The organism is Dyella sp. LX-66 (assembly GCF_018599165.1).
Taxonomy (GTDB): Bacteria; Pseudomonadota; Gammaproteobacteria; order Xanthomonadales; family Rhodanobacteraceae; genus Dyella_D; species Dyella_D marensis.
Genome location: NZ_JAHFVJ010000003.1, coordinates 569,904 through 590,681, shown reverse-complemented (window position 1 = coordinate 590,681; position 20,778 = coordinate 569,904). Strand labels below are relative to the sequence as shown.

Here is a 20,778-nt window from a genome sequence, read left to right as displayed (position 1 = left end):
TCAATCAAGGCGCTACCCCCAAGCCTCGATTCGGCCACAAATGCATGCCAGACTGTTTTCGTACCTTGGGGGAATATCTATGGATCGGAAACTGTTTGGCGGCCGCGTCTTTGGCGTGGTCGGTTTTGTCCTGTGCGTGGCGGTCTCCCTGGCCGGTTGCGGCCATCACGAAAGCGATAAGCCCGCCTTGCAGGGGCACCCCGCGCCGGCTTCGTCGGCGGGGCAGGCGGAAAAGGCTGTCTTTGCCTTGCTCAGTGCAGGCTCTCGTACCGAGGACACGCGTACGGAACTGGCTTTGGTGTTCAGCGCACCGCTGGCATCCGCACAATCTTTCGACAAGTTGCTTTCGGTCGCCGGCCCGAATGGCGAAGCGATCAGCGGGAGCTGGAGCCTCAAGGACGACGGCAAGACTCTGGTATTTCCGTTCGTGCAGGCCGATCAGCATTACGCGGTGCAGGTGCGCGGCGGGTTATTGGCGGCCGACGGGCGGTCGATCGGCGCGGATCAGAAGCACGATGTCTACTCCGGCAATATGCCGGCTGCCGTGGGTTTTGCTTCCTCGGGCAGCGTATTGCCTGCGCGGGGATCGCGCGGCCTGCCGCTGGTGTCGATGAATGTCCACGACGCGGATATCGAGTTCTTCCGCGTGCGCGATGACGCCATCTCGGATGTGTTCTGCGCCTTCCCCGCCAACAAGCATCGCAACAATTACGACCTCGACCACGAGATCACCACCTGGAATCGCTGCAACGACCAGAAGCGCACCCGCCGCCCCATCACGGACATGGGCGAATCGGTCTACGCCAATCACTACACGCTGGGTGGCGAGCCGAACGCCCGCACCATCACCTATATCCCGGTGCAGAAAGTGGCAGAGCTGGCCCAGCCCGGCGTCTACATGGCGGTTCTCAAGCAGGGCGGCACGTACTCCGGCAGCTATGACACGGCGGTGTTCTTCGTCAGCGACCTGGGCCTGCATCTGCGCGTCTATCGCGACAACGCGCTGCTGCATGTGGCATCGCTGCATGACGGCTCGCCGGTAAGCGGCGTCGCGGTGGAGGTGGACAATGCCGACGGCACCGCCAAGCTGAAAGCCACCACCGACGACAACGGCAACGCGCTGATCGCCTACAAGGTGGATCCCACCGACGTGCTGATCGCCCGCAAGGGCAAGGATGTCTCCGTGCTGCCGTTCAACCGGCCGGCGCTGGATATCTCCAACTTCGACGTGACGGGCCGCAAGCAGGCACCCTTCGAAGTGTTCGCCTGGTCCGGCCGCGACCTGTACCGCCCGGGCGAGACCTTGCGCGCCTCCGCGCTGCTGCGCGACTACGACGGACGGGCGATGAAGCAGCAGGCGCTGTTCGTGCGCCTGAAGCAGCCCGATGGGCGCAGCCTGGTCGATACCAAGCTCGATCCGAAAGACCTCAACTATTTCGAACTGAGCCGCACCATTCCGGAGGACGCGCCCACCGGCTTGTGGCAGCTGGAGTTCCGCCTCGATCCGGCCAGCAAGGAAGCGGTGCAGGCTTTTCCGTTCCATGTGGAAGAGTTTCTTCCGGAGCGCCTGAAGCTCGATCTCTCCAGCCCGCAGGCGCGCCTGGCGCCGTCCGAGCCGCTGAAGCTGGCGGTGTCTTCCAGCTATCTGTATGGCGCGCCGGCCGATGGCAACCGCGTGACGGCCAAGCTGCTGGTCAAGCCCGAAGTGCATCCGCTGCCAGCGTTGGCCGACGTGTTCTTCGGCGACCCGCTGGTGGATCTGCCCAAGGATGCCGCGGACGTGCTCGACGCCAAGCTCGACGCGCAAGGCCATCTGGAACAGGACATCGACCTGCCCGACGAAGTGAAGCCCGTGGCGCCGCTGACGGCGACATTGTCCGGCAGCGTGTACGAGACCGGCGGCCGTGCGGTGACGCGCATGCTCAATCGCGTGTACTGGCCGGCGCCTGCCTTGACGGGCGTCCGTCCGCTGTTCGATCCCAAGCAAGGTGCGCCGAGCGAGGGGCGCGCTGCATTCGAAGTGATGCGTGCCGATATGGACGGCAAGCTGGTGGCGGGCAAGCACTTGAAGGTGCGCCTGCAGCAGGAAAGCCGCGACTTCTATTGGCTGTACGAACACGGCGACGAATGGAAATCCAACGCCAACGTGCAGCTGACGCTCGTGGAAGAGAAGGACATCGACGTCGCCGCCGGCCAGCGCGTGAAAGTGGACTTCCCCGTGCAATGGGGCGGCTACCGGCTGGAGGTCTATGACCCCGAAACCAAGCTCACCTCGGTGTTCCCGTTCTTCGCCGGCTATAGCTGGGAAGACCAGAACACCGGCAAGGAAGCGCGCCCGGACAAGGTGAAGCTTGCGCTGGACAAGGCCCGCTACCGCGCCGGCGACACCATGAAGGTGACGGTGACGCCGCCGCACGATGGTCCTGGCCTGCTGCTGGTGGAATCGGATCATCTGCTCTACAGCCGCACCATCGACGCCACCGCCGGCGCGACGTTCGAGATCCCCGTCACCAAGGAATGGGAACGCCATGATGTCTACGTGGTGGCGACGGTATTCCGCGGTGGCGACGCTTCCGAAAAGACCACGCCGGCGCGGGCCATGGGTGTGGAACACGTGGCGATGGAGCGCAACGACCGGCGCATTCCGCTGAAGCTTACCGCTCCGGCACTGATGCGCCCCGGGCATGCGCTCGACGTGACGGTGCAGGCGGAAGGTCTCTCCGGCAAGAAGGCTTACGTCACTGTCTCGGCCGTCGACCAGGGCGTGCTCAATATCACCAACTATCCGGTGCCGGATGCGTGGGCGTGGATGTTCGCCAAGCGCGCCTTGAGCGTGGAGGCTTACGATCTCTATAGCCGCGTCATCGAGGCGATGGAGGGTGCCGAAGCCAAGCTGCGCTACGGCGGCGATATGAGTGGCAAGGGTTTGCCGCACGGTGCGCGTCTGAACCCGAAGGTGCAGATCGTCGATCTGTTCGCGGCGCCGGTGCAGTTCGATGCGCAGGGCCGGGCGACGGTGCATCTGCCGGTGCCCGACTTCAACGGCAGCCTGCGGCTCGCCGCGCTGGCCTATGCGGACGAGCGCTTCGGCAACGCCGACGGCGCGGTCACCGTGCGCGCGCCGCTGGTGGTGGAGCCGAGCACGCCGCGGGTAATGGCGGCCGGCGACAAGGCGAAGATCAGCATCGACCTGAAGAATCTTTCGGGTAAGGACGGCGTTGCCAAGGTCAGCGTGAAAGCGGATGGCCTTATCAAGGTGAGCGATGCCACCCGCAGCGTGCCGTTGAAGGATGGCGCTGGCACGACGTTGACCATGCCTGTCGCCGCCGATGCCGGTGTTGCCGTGGCCAAGATCGACATCCACGCCGAACTGAACGACTACAAGGTGGATCGCCACTTCGAGTTCGCCGTGCGCAACGCCTGGCCGGAAGTGCTGAGCACCGTGCCGATGGCGATCGAGGAGGGCAAGCCGGTACGCCTGGATGGCAGTGCGATGAGCGGCCTGGTGCCGCCGACGGTGCGCAACCGCCTGACCCTGAGCATGCTGCCGCCGCTGCCCTACAGCGCGGCCCTGCACGATCTGCTGCTCTATCCCTATGGTTGCATCGAGCAGACCACCAGCAAGGGTTATGCGGCGCTCTATCTCGACGAGAAGACCGCGCATGCATTGAACACGGCGGGCCTCGGCGAGGCTGCACGCAAGGCGGCGGTGGAGAGTGCGCTCGCACGCATCGCCTCGTTCCAGGCTGCCAATGGGCACTTCAGCTTCTGGGGCGGCACCAGTCCGATCGAGACCTTTACCACGCCCTATGCGGTCGACTTCATGCTCGACGCCCGCGACGCCGGTTTCGCCGTGCCGCAGGAGGTGCTGCAGAAGGCGCTGCAGCGGCTCAACGACGACCTGCTAGCCGGTGGGCATCCGTACTACTCGTACGAGCATCACGACCACATGCGCATCGCCGACGAGGCTTACTCCGGCTATGTGCTCGCCCGCGTCAACCGGGCGCCGCTGGGCACGCTGCGCGCGGTCTTCGACAACGAGCGGAACAAGCTGGTGGGTCCGCTGCCGCTGGTCCATTTTGCTGTGGCGTTCAAGCTGATGGGCGATAACGAGCGCGCGCAGAAGGCGATCCAGGAAGCGTTTGCCTGGGACAAGGAGCGCCCCTGGTACGTGGGCGATTACGGTTCCGAGCTGCGCGACCTGGGCGTGATGGTGTCGCTGGCCCATGCCTATGGGCTCAACAAAGCCGAGTACGACGCGAAGCTGGTCGACTGGGCGCGCAATGCGACCACCAAGGTGAAGTCCACCGACGAAAAGGTGCCGTACTACCACTGGTCGTGGTCGTACCTGAGCACGCAGGAGCAGGTGGCGATCGCACGCGTGGCGCATACCTTCGACGCCGCGGGCCGCGGCACGCTTGCCGCCACAGTGCGGGTGGGCAGCAAGACGGAAAGCGCGCCGGAAGGCCAGACGATCTGGGTGCGCGATCTCACGCCGGCGGAACTGGAGAGCGGCGTGACCGTGCAAGGCGCCGACAAGGGCACCGTATTCGCCACGCTGGACGTGGCGGGCATTCCGCAGAAGGCGCCGGCCGCCGATGCCAGCCAGATCGACGTGCGCCGCAGCTACTTCACCACCGATGGCCATCCCTGGCCGGGCGGCAAGCTGCGCGAGGGCGACACCTTGATCGTGGAGGTGAGCATGGAAGCGCGGGTGGACATGCCCGATGCCTTGGTTACCGACCTGCAGCCCGGCGGCCTGGAGGTGGAGAACCTCAACCTGGGTGGCGCCAAGCAGTGGGAGGGCGTGGTGGTCGAAGGCATCCGGCTCGACGAGCACGAAGGTGCGGCCGACGTGGTGCACGAAGAGTATCGCGACGACCGCTATGCGGCGGCCCTCAAGCTGCGGCGTGGCAACGTGGCGCGCGTGTTCTATGTGGTCCGCGCCGTGACGCCGGGAACCTACACGGTGCCGCCGCCCCTGGTGGAGGACATGTATCGGCCTGGCATCCGTGGCTACGGTGCGGCGACGCCTGCCCAGCTCACGGTCGAAGAACCCTGAGTGCCGCCGGGCCGCGCGCTCCGCGCGGCCCGGTTGGCAATCCGATCGATGAGCACTTCCGATCCCTCCAGCCAGAAGACGCCGCCTCGCAGGTGGTGGCGTCGTTTATGGCGCGCGCTTGTGGTGGGTGGCCTTGGCGTCCTGTTGGCGGCGGTGCTGCTGGATCGCCTTTTCCCATTGCGCCTGCCGGCGCCGGATACCGGCAGCACCGTGGTGCTGGCGAAGGACGGCACGCCGCTGCGCGCTTTTGCCGACAGCGATGGCGTATGGCGCTATCCCACCTCGGCCGGGCAGGTGTCGCCGCTGTATCTGAAGGCGCTGCTCGCTTATGAGGACCGCGCGTTCTATCGCCATCCCGGCGTGAATCCGCTGGCCTTGGCGCGCGCGGCTTGGGGTGTGCTGCGTCATGGCCGTGCTGTTTCCGGAGGGTCCACCTTGACCATGCAGGTGGCGCGCATCGTGATGCCGATGCCGCATACGGTCACCGGCAAGGTGGTGCAGATCTTCCGCGCCCTGCAGCTGGAAGCGCATCTGAGCAAGGCGCAGATCCTGGATATCTACCTCAACCACGCACCGTTCGGCGGGCCGATCGAAGGCGTGGAGGCGGCTTCATGGGCTTATCTCGGCAAGCCGGCGCGGCAGCTGTCGCATGCCGAAGCAGCCTTGCTCACGGTGCTGCCGCAATCGCCCAGCACGTTCCGTCCGGATCGCCATGCGGAAGCGGCGCGGCGCGCGCGCGACAAAGTGCTCAAGCGGATGCAGGACGAGGGGCTATGGAGTGCGGCCGAGGTGGCGGACGCCAGGCTGGAACCGGTGGCCGCACGCTCGCTGCGCTCGCCCCTGGATGCGGCGCTGCTGGCAGAACGCTTGCACCGCGAGCAACCGGGCGAGCGGCGCATCGTCACCACCATCGACGCCAACCTGCAGCGGGCGGTGGAGGACCGCGTCAGCGAGTACCTGTCGCGCACGCCGCCGCGCACGTCGGCCGCGGTGCTGGTGGTCGACAATGCCACGCTGGAAACGCGCATCTATGTGGGCACCGCCGAGTTCGCCGATCCGCGCCGGCTCGGCCATGTCGACATGGTGCGCGCTTCGCGTTCGCCCGGTTCCACGCTCAAGCCTTTCCTCTACGGCTTGGCGCTGGACGATGGGCTGATCACCTCGCAAAGCCTGCTGGTCGATGCGCCGCAGGATTTCGGCGGCTATCGTCCCGCCAACTTCGATGAGGCTTTCCGCGGGCCGGTGAGCGTGGCGCAGGCATTGCAACAGTCGCTCAACGTGCCGGCTGTCGATGTGCTCGATCGCGTCGGGCCGAATCGCTTCGTGGCGCGCCTGGCCAATGGCGGCATCGATTTGCGCTTCCCATCGGGTGGCTCGCCCAACCTGGCAGTGATTCTCGGTGGCGCCTCCACTCGATTGGAGGAACTGGTCGGTGCGTACTCCGCGTTCGCCAACAGCGGCGTGGCGGGCACGCCGCGCTACACGACCGCGCAGCCGGCACAGCCGCGGCAGCTGTTGTCACCGGGCGCGGCATGGATCATCCGCGACATCCTTTCCAGCAATCCGGCCGACGTCACCGGCGCGCCGCTCGACGGTACCTTGAACGCGCAGAGCGCCATTGCCTGGAAGACCGGCACCAGCTACGGCTACCGCGATGCGTGGGCCATCGGCGTCACCGACGACTGGACCTTCGGCGTATGGATCGGCCGCCCCGACGGCACGCCGTCGCCAGGCCAGTACGGCGCGGTGACGGCACTGCCGCTGATGTTCAACGTCGCCAGCATGTTGCCGAATACACATGCCAACCCGCGCTCGCCACGCCCGGCGTCGGTGAGTGCGGTAGATATCTGCTGGCCGCTTGGTGGCCTCGCCGGCAGCACGTCGCCGGCGCTATGCCGCGACCGCCGCACCGCATGGACGCTGGATGGTGCCGTGCCGCCCACGTTTCCCGAACGCGATGTCTCCGCCTGGATGGGTGGCTTGGTGACCTTGCGCGTCGACGCGCACCAACGCCGCCTCAGCGCCACCTGTCACGGTGCAGGCGAGCACGCCGTGACTCTGGCCCGTTGGCCTGCGCTCGCCACCCCATGGTTGGCATCCGCGGATGCGGCAGCCTCTGCTCTGCCGCCGTTGGCACCGGGCTGCGAACCCGATTCACTGGAAGTGGCCAACCCGATCCGCATCGCCGGTATCAGCGATGGCGCGGTGCTGCGTGCCGCACCCCATAGCGATGCGCCGCTATCCATCACCTTGCGTGCGCTGGGCACGGTGGAGCAGGTGCAATGGCTGGTGGATGGGAGGCTGCAGGGATCGAGCTCCGGCGCTGCCCCGATGCGCGTGGCCCTGCCACAGGCGGGGACGCATCAGATCACCGCTTTGGCGGACCATGGCGCCTTCGCGCACATCTCGCTGTCTGTCCTGCCGCCGCTCGTGTCGCCTGCACTTGGCCCCCGCTCGCGCTTGACGACGCCATAGGTTTCCCGCTGCCGGGCTTGAGGTGTCCGATGTGGCAATAAGAGGAAGGCAAGCGGCCTATCCGCTTCTTCTTCCATCGCGGCGACCTTCATTCAATACGCCATATTGAACGCCGCCCGCGGACTGACGAACGCCCGCGTGTTATGCCCCGCAAAACTCACCTGCGCCCCCACGATCAACCCATACTGGCTGTTGAAGTTGTATTCGATGCCCGGCGTCACGCTGAAGACGGCGCTGTAGTCGTCCGTGCGCTGCATGGACCACGGCTTGCCGTCCTTGTAGCGCACGTTGCCGTCGAGCCATGCGCGCCCCTGGCGGTTGGCACTGACGTCCAGCGCCAGTACCCAACGCGGATCGATGCTGTATTCGGCGCCCAGGCTGAGATTGAGCTGCGCGCCGGGGTGGTAGCGTCCGCGGAAGCCGCGCGGTGTGTTGTACACGCTGATGTCGCGCAGGCGCACGGCGGGTGGGCGCGGGCTCCACGAGAGCTGGCCGCGGATGCGCAGGGGGCGGTCGTTCGGCATCCAGAAGGTGCGTTGTGCGAGCAGCGAGAGGGTGGTGCGGCGTGCGCCGCTGCCCATGCCGTCGAAGGCGTGGTCGCGCAGCGAATCGTAGGGGGCGGTGAGCAGGTTGTGCTGCACGAAGAACGAGATGGCGGCGCGGGTGCCGTCGCGGCTCGGCGCCTGCAGCAGGTATTGCAGGCGCACGGAAGCGTCGGTGGCGCGCATGGCGGTGGTGTGCTTGCCGTTCTCGGAGGTGTGCGTGGCGCCGAGATTCAACTTGCCGGTGAGGCGCGGCGTGATGCCGTAGGCGATCGGCAGCAGCACCTGCCACTGCGAGTACGGATGCGCGAGCTTCCTGGTTTCTCCCGAGCGGTCGTAGCGTTCGTTCGCATACAGGTAGATGAGATTGGGCGTGAAGATGAGCGCGCCCTTGCCGACGGTATTGGGGTTGGACGTGACCAGCGTGCCGGTGTAGTTGATCTCCGGAAGGATGCGGTCTTCCGCGAAGGCGGCCGGCGCGAAGGCCAGCAGGAGCAGAGGCAGATAACGTGCGAATCCCGGTTGCTGCGCTTTCGTGTGCTGCATGAGCGTATGCCTCTCGCGTTAGGGAGAAGCTTGAATACACTCAGCCAGAAACCCGAATAAATGCGGCGAACTCTGAAATTTTTGCGCACATGCGCGGCCGTATTCGCGGCAAGCCGCATGTGGCTTGGGCTAGCCACGATGGCTTAGGGAAGACTCCCAATTTTCAGTTGGCGTGCGGTGCGTCCGCTTGCGCCAAAAAATAAGGCCGGCGTAGAGCCGGCCTTATCGAGCGGAACGCGGTGAGGCGTCAGCGCTTCATCGAGTTGAAGAACTCGTCGTTGGTCTTGGTGTTCTTCATCTTGTCCAGCATGAACTCCATCGCCGCCAGCTCGTCCATCGGATGCAGCAGCTTGCGCAGGATCCAGATCTTGGAAAGCATGTCCGGGTCGATCAGCAGATCTTCGCGGCGGGTGCCCGAGCGGTTGATGTCGATGGCCGGGTAGACGCGCTTCTCGGAGATGCGGCGGTTCAGGTGCACTTCCATGTTGCCGGTGCCCTTGAACTCTTCGTAGATCACCTCGTCCATCTTGCTGCCGGTGTCGGTCAGCGCGGTGGCGATGATGGTCAGCGAGCCGCCTTCCTCCACGTTGCGCGCGGCGCCGAAGAAGCGCTTCGGGCGCTGCAGGGCGTTGGCGTCCACACCGCCGGTGAGCACCTTGCCGGAGCTGGGCACTACGGTGTTGTAGGCGCGGGCCAGGCGGGTGATGGAGTCGAGCAGAATGACGACGTCCTTCTTGTGCTCGACCAGGCGCTTGGCGCGCTCGATCACCATCTCGGCCACCTGCACGTGGCGCACGGCGGGTTCGTCGAAGGTGGAGCTGATGACCTCGGCGCGCACGGTGCGGGCGATTTCGGTCACTTCTTCCGGGCGCTCATCGATCAGCAGCATGATCAGATGCACGTCGGGGTGGTTGTACTGGATGGCCTGCGCGATGTTCTGCAGCATCATCGTCTTACCGGACTTCGGCTGCGACACGATCAGGCCGCGCTGGCCGCGGCCGATCGGCGCCACCAGGTCGAGGATGCGGCCGGTGATGTCTTCGGTGGAGCCGTTGCCGCGCTCGAGATGGAAGGCCTTGCGCGGGAACAGCGGCGTCAGGTTCTCGAACAGCATCTTGTTCTTCGACGCTTCCGGCGGGTCGCCGTTGATGTCGTCGACCTTCAGCAGCGCGAAGTAGCGCTCGCCTTCCTTCGGGTGGCGCACGCGGCCGGTGATGTAGTCGCCGGTGCGCAGGTTGAAGCGGCGGATCTGGCTGGGCGAGACGTAGATGTCGTCGGGGCCGGCCAGGTAGGACTCGTCGGCCGAACGCAGGAAGCCGAAGCCGTCCTGCAGGATTTCCAGCACGCCCTCGGCCCAGATGCCGCCGCCGGAGCGGGCGTGGGCCTTGAGGATGTTGAACACCACGTCCTGCTTGCGGGCGCGGGCGACGCCTTCCTGGATGCCCAGCGATTCGGCGAATTCCAGCAGCTGGATCGCGTTCTTGCGCTTGAGCTCGGTGAGGTTGATCAGGCGGTCGTTGCTGCCGGCATCGGCGTAATCGTCGTCCACCGGCAGGCCGTTGTTGTTGCGGACGTGCTGCTGACCACCACCACCGCCACCCTGGCCACCCTGGCCGCGCTGCTGCTGTTGCGGCTGGTTGTTGTTGCGCTCGTGGCGCCGGCGGCGGCCGCGGTCATTGCGGTCGTTGCGGCGGTCGTTGTTCGGATTCTGGCCGCCCTGCTGGGGCTGGCCGCCCTCGCGGGCCTGCTGCGGCGGCGCGCCCTCGCGGGGTGCGGCATCGCCCTGGAAGCTGGGCGCCTGGTCCACCGGCAGGCTGGCCTGCACCGGTACGGGCGGCAGCGGCGGCGGCGGCTCGAACGCGGGTTTTTCCACGCGGGGCGCGCTTTCGGCGGCTGCTGCTGCGGCGGCTGCGGCGGATTTACGCGGTGCGCGGGTGCGCGGCGTTTCGGACGCAGTCTTGGGCTCGGCGCTCTTGGCGTCGTTCTGGTCTTGGCTTTCGATATCAGACACGGGCAAACCTCACGGGGGGCGCCGTTAATCACAGGAGGGAAGGGTGCGCGCGGGGCGCGAAGGGCGCGGGGGACGGGAGTCCCGACAGGCCCGAGGAATCTAACACCCGCCGCGCGGCGCCGTAAAGCGGGCGGCGGGTGCGAAAGATCCGGTAATCGGATCGAAGGCTCAGATCGACTTGTCGATCAGCTGCTTGAGCTGGCCCTTGCTGACGGCGCCGATCTGGGTGGCTTCGACCTTGCCGTTCTTGAACACCATCAGGGTGGGGATGCCGCGCACGCCATAGTCGCGGGGCGTCTTCTGGTTGTGGTCGATGTTGATCTTGGCGATGCGCAGCTTGCCTTCGTACTCCTGGGCCAGCTCGTTCAGCGCCGGGGCGATGGCCTTGCAGGGGCCGCACCATTCGGCCCAGAAGTCCAGCAGGACGGGGGTATCGGACTCCAGCACTTCCTTCTGGAAGGCGTCGTCGCTCACGTGGGTAATCAGGTCGCTCACCGGGGTCTCCGATTGACAGGCGGGGGATGGTTTGACGACCGCGCGGCCAGCATCGGCTACACTGGGGCGCCCATGAAGCGCGGGTCGGACCGGAAAAAGGAAGTGATGCCGTTGCGGCAGGCCTCCATTCCAGCGTAACTCAGGGCACGATTCAAGCGATTCAAGGGCCGCCTTCGCGGCAGTTCCGGCGATATAGGAAAACGGGCGCAGGGCCTGTTTCCCTATGTCGGCGGAACTGCCGGTTGCCTAGGCCCGCCACCTCGGCGCCAGTCGCGAGGCGCACCGCGGTAGCCCGCGAGCCCTCGCCGCTGACCGGCCAACCTGTCGCGCTGGCCGGCGCCGCACCTTAACCCGTCCTTCAGGCTTTCCGACCGCCGCCGGGACAGGGCGAGCCGCTATCCGGCCGCCTACCTCACCGACTCCATATCCATGTCCGAAACCGTTCTTACCGATACCTTTTTCACCAATTTCGACCTCCATCCGCTGCTGCAGCAGGGCCTCGACGAGGCGGGCTTCACCCGCTGCACGCCGATCCAGGCGCTGACCCTGCCCATGGCGCTCACCGGCCGCGACGTCGCCGGCCAGGCCCAGACCGGCACCGGCAAGACCTGCGCCTTCCTGGTCGCCCTGATGAACCGCCTGCTGACCAGCCCGGCCGTGGCCGAGCGCAAGGACAGCGACCCGCGCGCCCTGATCATCGCCCCCACCCGCGAGCTGGCCATCCAGATCGACAAGGACGCGCGCAACATCGGCCGCCACACCGGGCTGAAAACCGCGCTGATCTACGGCGGCGTCGACTACGACAAGCAGCGCAAGCAGCTGCAGGACGGCTGCGACATCATCATCGCCACGCCCGGCCGCCTGCTCGACTACTACAAGCAGCACGTGTTCGGCCTCAACGGCGTCGAAGTGATGGTGATCGACGAGGCCGACCGCATGTTCGACCTCGGCTTCATCAAGGACGTGCGCTTCATCTTCCGCCGCCTGCCGGCGCGCGAGCAGCGCCAGGTGCTGCTGTTCTCGGCCACCCTCAGCCACCGCGTGCTGGAGCTGGCCTACGAGCACATGCACAACGCCGAGAAGCTGGTGGTGGAGACCGAGAACGTCACCGCCGACCGCGTGCGCCAGGTGGTCTACTTCCCCTCCAAGGAGGAGAAGATGCCGCTGCTGCTGAACCTGCTCGAGCGCACCAACCCGAGCCGCAGCATCATCTTCGTCAACACCAAGATGGCCGCCGAGCGCATCACCGACCGGGTCAAGCGCCAGGGCTACCGCGTCGGCGCGCTGTCCGGCGACGTGCCGCAGCTGAAGCGCCAGAAGCTGCTGCAGCGCTTCCAGGACGGCCAGCTCGACATGCTGGTGTGCACCGACGTGGCCGCGCGCGGCCTGCACATCCCGGCGGTCAGCCACGTCTTCAATTACGACCTGCCGCAGGACGCCGAGGACTACGTGCACCGCATCGGCCGCACCGCGCGCCTGGGCGCCGAGGGCGACGCGGTCAGCTTCGCCTGCGACCTGTACGCCATGTCGCTGCCGGACATCGAAACCTATATCGGCCAGCGCATCCCGGTGGCGGCGATCGATCCCGAAATGCTGGTGATGCCCAAGCCGCGCGAGATCGACGCGCAGTACGCCGCCGACGCCGCGGCCGACAGCGCCGCGTTCGGCGACAAGGTCGAGAACCGCGAGAAGGACGGCGGCGGACGCGGTCCGCGCAGCCGCAGCGGTTCCGGCGAGCGCCGCTCGGGTGAACGCCGTTCCGGCGAAGGCCGCTCCAGCGAGGGCCGTCCGCCGCGCGAGCGCAAGCCGCGCGAAGCCATGCCGGCGGCCGATGACGCCGCGCAGGCGGTGGCCGTTCATGCGGAAACCCCGGCTGGCAGCGATGCCGCCGGTGCGGAAGGTGCGAACAAGCGCCGCCGCCGCCGTGGCGGCCGCGGCCGCCGCCGCGAGGGTGCGCCGGTGGAGAACGCCGCTCCGGCCGCCGCCGCTGGCGAAGGTTCGCGCGGCAATCGCGACGGGCATCGTCCCCAGCGCGAGCGCGGCGCCGATGCCGGCCCGCGTCCGTCGCGCCAGGTGGCAGCCACCGCCGCCGTGCACGCGAAGGAAACCGCGCCGAAGAAGCCCGGTTTCTTCCGCCGCCTCGCGCGCTTGTTCACCGGCCGCTGAACCTGCTCGCCGCTGCGCACGCTTATCGCGTCGCGGCGGCCTGCGCAGTGATCGTTTTGCTGCGCGCATCCCTTATCCTTGCGGGCAGTGCGGCATCAGGGATCGAGGACACGCGGTGATCCGCTTCGACCAAGTCAGCAAACGCTACGAGGGCGGCCATGAGGCGCTCTCGCAGCTGTCTTTTCAGGTGGCGCCGGGCGAGATGGCCTTCGTCACCGGCCATTCGGGCGCCGGCAAGAGCACGCTGCTGAAGCTGCTCGGGCTGATCGAGCGCCCCTCGCACGGCAGCATCTCGCTCGATGGGCAGAACCTGGCCAAGATCGGCCGCGGCGGCATCCCCAAGCTGCGCCGGCGCATCGGCATGGTGTTCCAGGACCATCGCCTGCTGATGGACCGCACCGTCTTCGCCAATGTGGAACTGCCGCTGGTGATCGGCGGCGTCGCCCCGGTCGAGCGTGGCCGGCGCGTGCGCGCGGCGCTGGAGAAAGTCGGCCTGCTCGCTTATGAGCGCCAGCTGCCGGCCACCCTGTCCACCGGCGAGCAGCAGCGCGTGGGCATCGCCCGCGCCATCGTGGCCAAGCCCACCTTGCTGATCGCCGACGAACCCACCGGCAACCTCGATCCGCAGCTGGCGGTGGAAATCATGGGCCTGTTCGCCGAATTCCAGCAGGTCGGCACCACCGTGCTGATCGCCAGCCACGACCTGCCGCTGATCAAGCGCATGCGCAAGCGCGTGGTGGTGCTGGACCACGGCCGCCTGGTGGCGGATATCGCCTCCGAGGAGGTGCTGTGAGCGCGCCGCAGAACCTCGACACGCCGATCGTGGCTGAGCCCAACCGGGTCGAACGCAGCCGCCCGCGCCCCGTCGCCAGCTGGCGCGACCACCACGCCTGGAGCGCCGGCGCCAGCCTGCGCCGGCTGATGGCGCGCCCGGTCGGCACCTTGCTGACGGTGGCGGTGATGGCGCTGGCGCTGGCCCTGCCGCTTACTTTCTATCTGCTGCTGGGCAATGTGCAGCAGCTCGGCGCGGCGCTGGGGCAGAACCAGGCGGTGTCGGTGTTCATGCAGCCGGGCCAGACCGGGCCGGCGGTGGAGCTGATGGCGACCAAGCTGCGCGAGCGCGCGGACGTGGCCTCGGTAACGATCAAGAGCCCGCAGCAGGGCATGGACGAGCTGGCCAAGATGCAAGGCTTCTCCGGCGCGCTGAACACGCTGGACAGCAACCCGCTGCCCTACGCGGTGGAAGTGCTGCCCAAACCCGGCGCCCATGCCGACGACGTGGCCCGCCTGGTCACCGACCTGCGCGCCCTGCAGGGCGTGGACCTGGTGCAGGACAGCGGCACCTGGCGCCAGCGCCTGGACGCGCTGCTGGGGGTGGGCAACCGGGTGGTGCTGATCCTGGCCGGCCTGCTGGCGCTGGCCGTGCTGCTGGTGGTGGGCAATACGGTGCGCGTGGATATCGCCAGCCGCAGCGAGGAGATCGGCGTGCTGATGCTGATCGGCGCCAGCGGCGCCTTCGTGCGCCGGCCTTATCTGTATGCGGGCATCTGGTACGGCCTGTTCAGCGGCGTGCTGGCCGCCGGCATGGCCTTGCTGATCGAAATGGCGCTGGCCGAGCCGGTGACACGGCTCGGTCATGTCTACGAGGGCAAGCTTCAGCTCGGCATGTTGCCGCTGTGGCTGCTGGGCGCCGTGCCGCTGGCCGCGGCGGTGCTGGGCTGGCTGGGCGCGCGCCTGGTCAGTGCCTGGCAGTTGCGCAAGGCCGCTTAGGACAATAACGAAAGTGACGCCGGTCGCAGGCAGCCGCCGCGCCGGCAGGGCAAGATGCCCGGATGGGGGGCGCAAGGGGGCGTCCATCGATGGTTCGGCAAGGAGGCCGCTGAGCGTGGATGGATCGGTCAATGAGTGAAGGTTTCAGCAACCGCATCGTCAGCGCCGCGCCGCGCGTGCTGGTGGTGGACGGTTCGAAAGTGGTGCGGCAGCTGATCAGCCGCGTGCTCAAGGTGGAGCTGCCGGATGCCGAGGTGGTGGGCTGCGCGAGCGGTGCGGAAGCGCACCAGCTGCTCGAGGGCGGCGTGTTCGACTTCATCACGATTGCCTTGCGCCTGCCGGACATGGACGGCCTGGAGCTGGCGCGCTACGTGCGCGAATCGGCGCCGCAGATCTATGTGCCCATCGTGGTGGTGTCCGGCGACGTCGACGACCGCCTGCACCGCCGCACCCTGGGCGAGCACGTCACCGATTACTTCGACAAGTCGCTGGGCTTCCAGGCGCTGGCCGAGTTCATCCGCGGCTACGTGCGCCCGGAAAGCTCGGCCGAGGGCGAGGTGCTCTACGTGGAGGACAGCCGCGTGGTCGCCCTGGCCACCCGCCGCATCCTGGAGAAATACGGCCTGACCGTGCGCCACGTGATCAGCGCCGAGGACGCTCTCGCCTGGCTGGATACCGCCAAGGCGCAAGGCCAGATCGGCGCCGACCTGGTGCTCACCGACGTCAGCCTGAAGGGCGAGCTCACCGGCGGCGACCTGCTCGAGCGCGTCCGCCGCGACTACGCCTACAGCAAGGGCCGCCTGCCGGTGCTGGTGATGACCGGCGACGAGAATCCCGCCAACCAGGCGGCGCTGCTCAAGGCCGGCGCCAACGACCTGGTGGAGAAGCCGATCGAGGAGAAGCTGTTGATCACCAAGGTGCTGTTCCAGCTGCGCGTGGCGCGGCATCTGCGCCAGCGCGACCAGGCCGCATGAACGAGGGCCGGGTCAAGCTGGAGCCGTCCTGGAAGGAGCGCATCGGCGCCTACCTGGAGCGGCCGGAGATGCAGGCGCTGTCGGCTTTCCTGCGCAACGAGAAGCAGCACGGCAAGGTGATCTTCCCGCCCGGGCCGGAGATCTTCGCCGCGTTCGAGCACACGCCGTTCGAGCAGGTGCGGGTAGTGATCCTGGGGCAGGACCCTTATCACGGCCCCGGCCAGGCGCATGGGCTGTGCTTCTCGGTGCGGCCGGGCGTGCCGCCGCCGCCGTCGCTGCAGAACATCTTTAAGGAGATCCAGCGCGATCTCGGCATCGCCCCGCCGGACCACGGCTGCCTCACGCCCTGGGCCGACCGCGGCGTGCTGCTGCTCAATGCGGTGCTGACGGTGGAGCAGAGCCAGGCCGCCTCGCATCAGGGCAAGGGCTGGGAAGGTTTCACTGACGCGGCTATCGACGCCCTCAACCGCGAGCGCGAAGGGCTGGTGTTCCTGCTGTGGGGTTCGTATGCGCAGCGCAAGGGGCAGCTGATCGACAGCAGCCGGCACTGCATCCTGCGTTCGGTGCACCCGTCGCCGCTGTCGGCGCACCGGGGTTTCCTCGGCTGCGGCCACTTTTCCGCGGCCAACCGCTATCTGGAAGAACACGGCCAGGCGCCGATCGACTGGTCGCTGCCCCCGCGCAGCGAACTGGCCGCCTGACGGCGAGGAGGGTGCCGGCGGCACCCTCCGTGAAATCCCCAGCGATCAGGGAGCCCGCGGCGCCAGCGGCGGGGGCAGGGCCGTGGCCGTCGAGGTGGTGGACAGGTCCGGCCGGTACGGCCGCACGTCCAGCAGGGCGCGGCGCTGAGCCGCGGTGGCGGAAGGCTCGCCGCACCAGGCCAGGCAGGTGGAGTACTGCGCCATGCATGCGGCGATGTTCGCCGCATTGTTCGGGTCCTTGTTGACGCAACCCTGGTAGCCCTTCAGACAGACCGTACAGTTCGGCTCGGCGGCGACGGAACCGGCGAACAGGCCCGCCACGCCGGTGGTCGCGGCGATCAACAGCCATTTTGCAACGCGCATCTGGTTTGCTCCTTGGAGAGTGAATGTCTGCATGGAACACCCGGCACCCTGCCGGGCCGCTCGATGGAACGACTAGGGGGCCCCGCCTGTCTGTCGGTGAATACCCCGTCGCACGGTAGGAAAAGCCTTACGTGAAGCTTGCGGCGAGGCTGGATTAACGGGGGCTTGAGGGCCGGGCGGCTACCGTGGCCTGCGTCTGGACAGGAATCCTGCATTCCTGTACGATTCGGTTCAATAAAGCAGCCGGGAATACCCGCTGAGGAACTTCCCGACCGCTTTAGCACTCTCACTGAGGGAGTGCTAAGCTGAATTCGACCCCAGGAGGATCCACACATGTCTCAAGCTTTGGTGACCGCCAACCTGCCGGTACCCAGCGTCGTCGGCAGTCTGGATGCTTATATTTCGGCGGTACACCGCATCCCGGTGCTCAGCCAGGAAGAAGAGCAGGCGCTGTCGCGCCGCTACCAGGAAGAAGAAGACCTTGCGTCTGCCCGCAAGCTGGTGATGTCCCATCTGCGCTTCGTGGTCCACGTGGCCCGCGGCTACAGCGGCTACGGCCTGCAGATCGGCGACCTGATCCAGGAAGGCAATATCGGCCTGATGAAGGCGGTCAAGCGCTTCGACCCGGACCAGGGCGTGCGCCTGGTCAGCTTCGCGGTGCACTGGATCCGTGCCGAAATGCACGAGTTCATCCTGCGCAACTGGCGCATCGTCAAGGTGGCCACCACCAAGGCGCAGCGCAAGCTGTTCTTCAACCTGCGCAAGAGCAAGAAGCGCCTGGGCTGGATGAACGCCGAGGAAGTGCGCGTGGTGGCGAAGGACCTGGGCGTGCCGGAAGCGACCGTGCGCGAAATGGAAGCCCGCCTGTCCGGCCGCGACATCGGCTTCGAGGCCCCGGCCGACGCCGATGACGACGCCAAGCCCGCACCGGCCGCGTTCCTGATCGACGAAGGCGCCGACCCGTACGACAACATCGCCGACGCCGACCAGGCCGACAACCAGCTCGAAACCCTGACCGACGCCCTGCAGAAGCTGGACCAGCGCTCGCGCGACATCATCCAGCGCCGCTGGCTGAACGAGGAAAAGGCCACCCTGCAGGACTTGGCCGACGAGTACGGCGTCTCGGCCGAGCGCATCCGCCAGGTCGAGGCCAATGCGATGAAGAAGATGCGCGGCCTGTTCGCCGCCTGATTCTTCGCTGCAGCGTTACGATTGCCGACGGCCCCACCCGGGGCCGTCGGTTTTTGCGCCACTACGATAGATAGACGTCCGGACGTCCATAGCCATGCCCAGAGTCCTGGTCATCGAAGACGACGAGGTCACCGCCCGCGAGATCGTGGCCGAGCTCAGCGTCCACGGCATGACCGCTGAATGGGTGGCCGACGGCCGCGAAGGCCTGGCCCGCGCCAGCGCCCAGGCCTACGACCTGATCACGCTGGACCGCATGCTGCCCGGCCTGGAAGGCATCGAAGTGGTCGAGGCGCTGCGCCGGCAGCAGATCGAAACGCCGGTGCTGATGATCAGCGCGCTCAGCGAAGTGGACGACCGCATCCGCGGCCTGCGCGCCGGCGGCGACGATTACCTGACCAAGCCCTTCGCCCCCGACGAGATGGCCGCGCGCGCCGAAGTGCTGCTGCGCCGCCGCCAGCCGCAGCCGCACGACACGCGCCTGCGCGTCGGCGAGCTGGAACTGGACCGGGTGCGCCACGTCGCCTTCCGCAACGGCCAGCCGCTCACCCTGCAGCCCACCGAGTACCGCCTGCTGGAATACCTGATGCGCCATTCCGGCCAGGTACTCACCCGCACCATGATCTTCGAGGCGGTGTGGGGCTTCCATTTCGACCCCGGCACCAATGTGATCGACGTGCACATCGGCCGGCTTCGGCGCAAGATCGACGGGTCCGGCCAGGTGCCGCTGATCCGCACCGTGCGCGGCACCGGCTACATGATCACCTCGGCACCCCAGAACGCCGCGGCCCCGCCCTGAGGTTATTGGCATGAATCGCCCCAACGCCTGGCGCTCCGCCACCTCCCGCCTGATCCTGATCTACGGCGCGCTGTTCGCCGTGTGGGGCCTGGTGCTGGTCGGCGTCATCCAGTGGGAGACCACGCGCTATCTCAACACCGTGATCGACCAGATGCTGGAACAGCGCATGCACTATCTGGCGAGCACGGAAACCTCGCGCCTGCCCGCCACGGTGGACGCCGCCATCACCATCGACCCGCACGGCGTGATGTCGGTGGGCCTGTTCGATGCCGCCGGCACGCCGCTGGCCGGCAATATCGCGCGCATGCCGGCGGAGCTGGCCGCCGACAGCAAGGTGCGCCTGCTGGCGCAAGGCCTGCCGCGCCCCGACCGCGACGGCAGCCACGTGCGCGCCCGCGCGCTGGCGACGAAGCTCGCCGACGGCCGCGTGCTGGTGATCGCGAAGGACAACAGCACCGTCGACGGCCTCGGCACGGTGGTGTGGCGCGCGCTGATGTGGGCGGTGTCGCTCACCATCATTCCCGGCCTGCTCGGCGGTTTCCTGCTGCGCCGCGGCCCGGAAAAACGTATCCGCATGCTCCAGCAGGCCACCGATCCGATCCGCCAGGGCGACCTCGCCAAGCGCCTGCCGGTGAGCAGCCGCGGCGACGAAGTCGACGTGCTGGCCGCCATCGTCAACACCATGCTCGACGAGATCGAGCGCCTGATGAACGAAGTGAAGGGCGTGTGCGACAACATCGCCCACGACCTGCGCACGCCGCTCACCCGCCTGCGCGCGCGCCTGTACCGCGCGCAGCAGCAGCTGGCCGAACAGCCCGAGGCCGCGCTGCTGGAAGCGAGCATCGTCGACATCGACCAGGTGCTCGGCCGCTTCCGCGCGCTGCTGCGCGTATCGGAACTGGAAGACGGCCGGCGCAGCGCCTGCTTCGACGAAGTGGATCTGGGCAGCGTGCTGCAGCAGGTGCACGAGTTCTACGCGCCGGTGGCGGAGGACCGCGGCCAGCCCTTCGTGCTCGATATCGAACCCACGGTGTCCGTGCGCGGCGACGCCCATCTGCTGTTCGAGGCGCTGGCCAACCTGGTCGGCAACGCCATCAAGTTCACCCCCGCAGGCGGCGAAGTGCGCCTGCGCGCGCGCATGGACAGCCGCGGCCCGCGCATCAGCATCCTGGACCAGGGCCCCGGCATCCCCGCGAACGAGCGCGATGCCGTCACCCGCCGCTTCTACCGCGGTGACAACAGCCGCGCGATGCCCGGCTCGGGCCTGGGCCTCAGCATCGTCAGCGCGATCGTGCGCCTGCACGGCTTCGCGCTGGATATCGGCGAGCAGAAGGAAGGTCCCGGTTCGCGCATCACGCTGTACGGCTATACGGTGAAGCCGGGCGAAGTGCCGGGCACCTGCCTGTCGCGCACGGTGCAGGCGCCGCTCGACGAAGCAGCCCTTCTCCCCTCCGGGGAGAAGGTGCCGGCAGGCGGATGAGGGGCGGGTGCTTGCGGTAGAGCCGCTACGGAGAGAAGAAAGGCTCGTACGTCTCTTGCGATCCTCAGCCTAACGCTCCGCCCGGCCCCTCACCCCAACCCTCTCCCCGGAGGGGAGAGGGGGCTAGGTCGTCTCGGCGTGGGGGGTAAATCAATAATGAAAATATCTTCATCCGGATAACCGAACGCCCGGCCGGGGCTCCGTGT

The 20,778-nt window shown here is 67.4% G+C and carries 14 protein-coding genes; 10 read left to right on the top strand and 4 right to left on the bottom strand.

The genetic code is table 11. The features are described 5' to 3' along the window. The first annotated feature begins 79 nt into the window (after window positions 1–79). Both KK141_RS09165 and pbpC read left to right on the top strand, forming a co-directional pair. Entirely contained in the window at window positions 80–5,062 is a 4,983-nt protein-coding gene (locus KK141_RS09165; RefSeq protein ID WP_214569418.1) for an alpha-2-macroglobulin, read from the top strand. 120 nt (window positions 5,063–5,182) lie between these two features. After that, a complete protein-coding gene (gene pbpC, locus KK141_RS09160; protein WP_345777541.1) occupies window positions 5,183–7,537 on the top strand; it encodes a penicillin-binding protein 1C in 2,355 nt (784 codons plus the stop codon). A gap of 92 nt (window positions 7,538–7,629) precedes the next feature. Here the strand turns inward: pbpC and KK141_RS09155 are convergent, their stop codons facing one another. The 3 genes from KK141_RS09155 to trxA form a co-directional block, all read right to left on the bottom strand. Next, on the bottom strand, window positions 7,630–8,625 hold the full coding sequence (locus KK141_RS09155) for a hypothetical protein (protein ID WP_214569416.1): 996 nt from the start codon (window positions 8,623–8,625) through the stop codon (window positions 7,630–7,632). A gap of 247 nt (window positions 8,626–8,872) precedes the next feature. Then, a complete protein-coding gene (rho, locus tag KK141_RS09150) occupies window positions 8,873–10,636 on the bottom strand; it encodes a transcription termination factor Rho (RefSeq protein ID WP_214569415.1) in 1,764 nt (587 codons plus the stop codon). A 168-nt stretch (window positions 10,637–10,804) separates the two neighbouring features. Then, a complete protein-coding gene (trxA, locus tag KK141_RS09145) occupies window positions 10,805–11,131 on the bottom strand; it encodes a thioredoxin TrxA (RefSeq protein WP_167252709.1) in 327 nt (108 codons plus the stop codon). A gap of 429 nt (window positions 11,132–11,560) precedes the next feature. Between trxA and KK141_RS09140 the strand changes: the two genes are divergently transcribed. From KK141_RS09140 to ung, 5 genes are all read left to right on the top strand, one after another. Continuing rightward, on the top strand, window positions 11,561–13,297 hold the full coding sequence (locus tag KK141_RS09140) for a DEAD/DEAH box helicase (RefSeq protein ID WP_214569414.1): 1,737 nt from the start codon (window positions 11,561–11,563) through the stop codon (window positions 13,295–13,297). Window positions 13,298–13,412: 115 nt separating this feature from the next. Beyond that, entirely contained in the window at window positions 13,413–14,090 is a 678-nt protein-coding gene (ftsE, locus tag KK141_RS09135) for a cell division ATP-binding protein FtsE (protein ID WP_214569413.1), read from the top strand. A 26-nt stretch (window positions 14,091–14,116) separates the two neighbouring features. Next, a complete protein-coding gene (ftsX, locus tag KK141_RS09130; RefSeq protein ID WP_345777545.1) occupies window positions 14,117–15,067 on the top strand; it encodes a permease-like cell division protein FtsX in 951 nt (316 codons plus the stop codon). Window positions 15,068–15,198: 131 nt separating this feature from the next. Next, on the top strand, window positions 15,199–16,041 hold the full coding sequence (locus tag KK141_RS09125; protein ID WP_214569411.1) for a response regulator: 843 nt from the start codon (window positions 15,199–15,201) through the stop codon (window positions 16,039–16,041). Then, window positions 16,038–16,742, top strand: a complete 705-nt coding sequence (ung, locus tag KK141_RS09120; protein ID WP_214569410.1) for a uracil-DNA glycosylase — start codon at window positions 16,038–16,040, stop codon at window positions 16,740–16,742. Before KK141_RS09125 ends, ung begins: the two co-directional genes overlap by 4 nt. Window positions 16,743–16,787: 45 nt before the next feature. Here ung and KK141_RS09115 read toward each other — a convergent pair whose 3' ends face one another. Beyond that, window positions 16,788–17,105: a hypothetical protein gene (locus tag KK141_RS09115; RefSeq protein WP_214569409.1), complete on the bottom strand. Its 318-nt coding sequence runs from the start codon at window positions 17,103–17,105 to the stop codon at window positions 16,788–16,790. A 333-nt stretch (window positions 17,106–17,438) separates the two neighbouring features. Here KK141_RS09115 and rpoH point away from each other — a divergent pair, with 333 nt between their 5' ends. The 3 genes from rpoH (at window position 17,439) to KK141_RS09100 (ending at window position 20,572) form a co-directional block, all read left to right on the top strand. Further along, window positions 17,439–18,296 carry an RNA polymerase sigma factor RpoH gene (rpoH, locus tag KK141_RS09110; protein WP_214569408.1) on the top strand — a complete coding sequence of 286 codons (858 nt, stop codon included), beginning with the start codon at window positions 17,439–17,441 and terminating at the stop codon, window positions 18,294–18,296. A 94-nt stretch (window positions 18,297–18,390) separates the two neighbouring features. Then, window positions 18,391–19,092 (top strand): response regulator transcription factor, encoded by a 702-nt coding sequence (locus KK141_RS09105; RefSeq protein WP_214569407.1) that lies wholly within the window; start codon window positions 18,391–18,393, stop codon window positions 19,090–19,092. Between the two features lie 10 nt (window positions 19,093–19,102). Beyond that, the gene (locus tag KK141_RS09100) at window positions 19,103–20,572 is read left to right on the top strand and encodes a HAMP domain-containing sensor histidine kinase (RefSeq protein WP_214569406.1); all 1,470 of its coding nucleotides are present in this window, start codon (window positions 19,103–19,105) and stop codon (window positions 20,570–20,572) included. The last annotated feature ends 206 nt before the right edge of the window (window positions 20,573–20,778 follow it).

Bases quoted from the DNA above. Each gene is read 5' to 3' on its own strand.
- KK141_RS09165 (WP_214569418.1), top strand. From the start codon at position 80: ATGGATCGGAAACTGTTTGGCGGCCGCGTCTTTGGCGTGGTCGGTTTT.
- KK141_RS09155 (WP_214569416.1), bottom strand. From the start codon at position 8,625: ATGCAGCACACGAAAGCGCAGCAACCGGGATTCGCACGTTATCTGCCT.
- KK141_RS09140 (WP_214569414.1), top strand. From the start codon at position 11,561: ATGTCCGAAACCGTTCTTACCGATACCTTTTTCACCAATTTCGACCTC.
- KK141_RS09125 (WP_214569411.1), top strand. From the start codon at position 15,199: ATGAGTGAAGGTTTCAGCAACCGCATCGTCAGCGCCGCGCCGCGCGTG.
- ung (WP_214569410.1), top strand. From the start codon at position 16,038: ATGAACGAGGGCCGGGTCAAGCTGGAGCCGTCCTGGAAGGAGCGCATC.
- KK141_RS09115 (WP_214569409.1), bottom strand. From the start codon at position 17,105: ATGCGCGTTGCAAAATGGCTGTTGATCGCCGCGACCACCGGCGTGGCG.
- rpoH (WP_214569408.1), top strand. From the start codon at position 17,439: ATGTCTCAAGCTTTGGTGACCGCCAACCTGCCGGTACCCAGCGTCGTC.
- KK141_RS09105 (WP_214569407.1), top strand. From the start codon at position 18,391: ATGCCCAGAGTCCTGGTCATCGAAGACGACGAGGTCACCGCCCGCGAG.
- KK141_RS09100 (WP_214569406.1), top strand. From the start codon at position 19,103: ATGAATCGCCCCAACGCCTGGCGCTCCGCCACCTCCCGCCTGATCCTG.